This window comes from Streptomyces sp. E2N166 (assembly GCF_003671715.1).
Classification (GTDB): Bacteria; Actinomycetota; Actinomycetes; order Streptomycetales; family Streptomycetaceae; genus Streptomyces; species Streptomyces thinghirensis.
Genome location: NZ_RAIF01000032.1, coordinates 1,011,003 through 1,014,197 on the forward strand (window position 1 = coordinate 1,011,003; position 3,195 = coordinate 1,014,197).

Sequence of the window (3,195 nt, forward strand, 5' to 3'; positions counted from 1 at the left end):
CAGCCGGGCGAGAGTGGCCCGCGCCAGCTCCGCGAGGGCCTCCTGCCCCGCGGGCGAGAAGTCGGGCAGGCGGCTGGAACTCTCCTGCACGCCGAGGAACGTACCGGTGACCGGGTCGAGGGCGATGAGCTCGTCGACGTAGGCGTCGGCGACCTCGCGGGGCAGCGGGCTCTTGGTCTCTGACATGCGGACATCCTCATACGGATTCCGGTGCCGCGTCAGCCCGCTCTGCCCGGCCCGGTACCGCGGGCGGCCGGATTTCGCTCAGGGCGTGTCCGCGGGCGCGGCGGGCGGCAGCAGGGGGCCGCACTCCCACTGCTGGAAGATCAGCCGCGTCTCGACACGGGCCACCTCCGGCCGGGAGGTGAAACCGTCCAGCACCAGCCGCTGCAGATCCGTCATGTCCGCGACCGCGACATGGACGAGGTAGTCGTCCGGGCCGGTGAGATGGAAGACGGTGCGCGACTCCGGAAGCGCCCGGATCCGCTCCACGAACGGGCCGACCAGTTCCCGCCGGTGCGGGCGCACCTGCACCGACAGCAGCGCCTGGAGCCCGCGCCCCAGCTTGGCCGGGTCCAGTTCGAGACGATGGCCGAGGATCACCCCGGCACGCCGCAGCCGGGTCACCCGGTCCAGGCAGGTCGACGGGGCGACTCCGACCTGGGCGGCGAGATCGCGGTAGGTGGTCCGGGCGTCGTTCTGCAGCAGCCGCAGCAGATGAAGATCCACCGGATCCAGTACGACAGATTCGGCCATCTTTCGAACGTAGCACGGCCGGTGATCGCAGTGGCCCGGTCGGTGTTCACTCTTCGAGGCATGGACTCTGCGCGCACGCACACGTCACCACCCGACGACGTACGCACCACCGCTCCCACGGGCAGGGCACTGGCCACCGAGGCCGTGCACGCCGGCCGCGACGATCTCGCCGCCCAGGGACTGCACGCCCCGCCCATCGACCTGTCCACGACCTACCCGTCGTACGACAGCCGAGGCGAGGCCGCCCGCATCGACGCGTTCGCCACCACCGGCGCCGACCCGGAGGGGCCGCCGGTCTACGGCCGTCTCGGCAACCCCACCGTCGCCCGCTTCGAGACGGCGCTGGCCCGGCTGGAGGGCACCGAGGCCGCGGTCGCCTTCGCCAGCGGCATGGCCGCGCTGAGTGCCGTCCTGCTGGTCCGCGGCTCGATGGGGCTGCGGCACGTGGTGGCCGTACGGCCCCTGTACGGCTGCAGCGACCACCTGCTGACCGCCGGCCTGCTCGGTTCCGAGGTCACCTGGACCGACCCGGCGGGCATCGCGGACGCGCTGCGCCCGGACACCGGCCTGGTGCTCGTGGAGTCACCGGCCAACCCCACGCTGGCCGAGGTGGACCTGCGGGCCGTCGCCCACGCCTGCGGATCGGTGCCGCTGCTCGTGGACAACACCTTCGCCACGCCCGTGCTCCAGCGCCCCGCCGAACAGGGCGCGCGCCTGGTGCTGCACAGCGCCACCAAGTACCTCGGCGGGCACGGGGACGTACTGGCCGGTGTGGTGGCCTGCGACGAGGAGTTCGCGGGACGGCTGCGGCAGGTCCGCTTCGCCACCGGCGGCGTCCTGCACCCGCTGGCCGGCTATCTCCTGCTGCGCGGTCTGTCGACCCTGCCCGTGCGGGTGCGGGCCGCCTCCGCGAACGCCGCCGCGCTCGTCCGGCGCCTCGCCGCCGATCCGCGCGTGGCCCGCGTCCACTATCCGCGCATCGGCGGCGCGATGGTCTCCTTCGAGGTCCACGGCGATCCGCACGAGGTCATCGGCCGCGTCCGCCTGATCACCCCCGCGGTGAGCCTCGGCAGTGTCGACACGCTGATCCAGCACCCGGCGTCCATCAGCCACCGCATAGTCGACGCCGACGACCGCCGGGAGGCCGGGGTGGGCGACCGGCTGCTGCGGCTGTCCGTCGGCCTGGAGGACGTCGACGACCTGTGGGCCGACCTGGACCAGGCACTGGGCGAGCGGGCGGCCGAGGCGATCCCGTTGCGGGAGGCGCTGTCGCGGGCCGAATGACGGCGCGCGGCGCCGCCCGCCGGCTCACTCCTTGCCGATCCGCTCCCCGCGCGGCAGCCGCGCCGCCGCCCGGGCCGCCGGGTCCAGACGGGCCGTGATGACGAGGGTCCCCTCCTCGATCTGGTAGTCGAGGGGGAGGCCCAGGCCGCGCATCGCGGCGACCATGCCGGTGTTGGACGCCTGCGTCACGGCGTACACGCTCTCGCAGCTCGTCTCCGCCGCCATCGCCACGAGCCGGCCGAGGAGCTCGCCGCCGACGCCGCGGCGCTGCCACCCGTCCTCGACCAGCAGCGCGATCTCCGTCTCGTCCCCGTCCCACATCAGGTGGCCCAGCCCGACGATCCGCCCCGAGGCGGTCTGCACGGCGAGGGTGCGGCCGTGGCGCGGGCTGAGGAGGTGGTTGAGATACCGGTCGGCGTCGCCGACCGGGCCGTGGTACCGCAGCCCGAGCGTCCGCGTCGAGCACCGCTCGTGCATCGCCTTCGCCGCCGGGACGTCACGCTGGTCGGCCCGGCGGACCGTGATGTCGCGTCCCTCGGGCAGCGTCAGCACGTCCCGAGCGCGCGGGATGCGCGGACCGAGCCGGGCGTCCAGCTCGACCAGCGCCCGCGCGCGGGCGAACTCGGCCGGGGTGAACGGCAGATACGGCCGTTCCACACTGATCACTCCGCCCTCCGGCGCGCGCAGCCGCAGCACGGTGTCCTCCAGCGCGCCTTCCGGCGGCACGTCGTCCGCCGCGCGTCCACCGACCGTCGCGGGCAACGACCGGATGGTGCACCGGCCCAGCAACTGCCGGAGCGCCAGGGGGAGTTCCGCAGCGTCCAGCGCCGTACGGGCGGCCAGCCCCAGCACCCGGGTCGGCGCGTCCACCAGATCGTGGGCGTCCGCCCGCTCGGTCCAGGTGTGGTCACCGCCCGCCGCCGACACCAGGCCGGCCAGCTCGGACCCCGTCAACTCACCCGGGGCACGGAGCAGGAACTCGTCCACCGTCCCATCGGCCAGCGGGTGCGTCTGCAGGCTCAGGATGTCGACCCGCCGGTCGGCGAGGGCCGAGCACAGCACGGCCAGCGACCCCGGCGCGTCCCGTACGGTCGTCCGCATCCGCCACAGCGCGCTGTCTGCCGCATCGGCTCGGGAACCGGCTGACAGCCCGGT

Annotated in this window: 3 protein-coding genes and 1 pseudogene; 1 reads left to right on the plus strand and 3 read right to left on the minus strand. The window is 74.2% G+C overall.

Annotated features, from left to right (window positions below; translation table 11 throughout):
- Together EBH09_RS39460 and EBH09_RS31495 are read right to left on the minus strand one after the other, a co-directional pair.
- A pseudogene (locus EBH09_RS39460) lies at positions 1-186 on the minus strand (DUF885 domain-containing protein); the annotation flags it as partial.
- Between the two features lie 78 nt (positions 187-264).
- The gene (locus tag EBH09_RS31495) at positions 265-756 is read right to left on the minus strand and encodes an Lrp/AsnC family transcriptional regulator (protein ID WP_121750254.1); all 492 of its coding nucleotides are present in this window, start codon (positions 754-756) and stop codon (positions 265-267) included.
- A gap of 60 nt (positions 757-816) precedes the next feature.
- Here EBH09_RS31495 and EBH09_RS31500 point away from each other — a divergent pair, with 60 nt between their 5' ends.
- Positions 817-2,040 (plus strand): PLP-dependent transferase, encoded by a 1,224-nt coding sequence (locus tag EBH09_RS31500; protein ID WP_121750255.1) that lies wholly within the window; start codon positions 817-819, stop codon positions 2,038-2,040.
- 24 nt (positions 2,041-2,064) lie between these two features.
- Here the strand turns inward: EBH09_RS31500 and EBH09_RS31505 are convergent.
- Positions 2,065-3,195: GNAT family N-acetyltransferase (locus EBH09_RS31505; protein ID WP_121750256.1), on the minus strand; the 1,131-nt coding region annotated here is incomplete at its 5' end.

Coding starts and splice junctions, on each gene's coding strand:
- EBH09_RS31495 (WP_121750254.1), bottom strand. CDS start 756: ATGGCCGAATCTGTCGTACTGGATCCGGTGGATCTTCATCTGCTGCGG.
- EBH09_RS31500 (WP_121750255.1), top strand. CDS start 817: ATGGACTCTGCGCGCACGCACACGTCACCACCCGACGACGTACGCACC.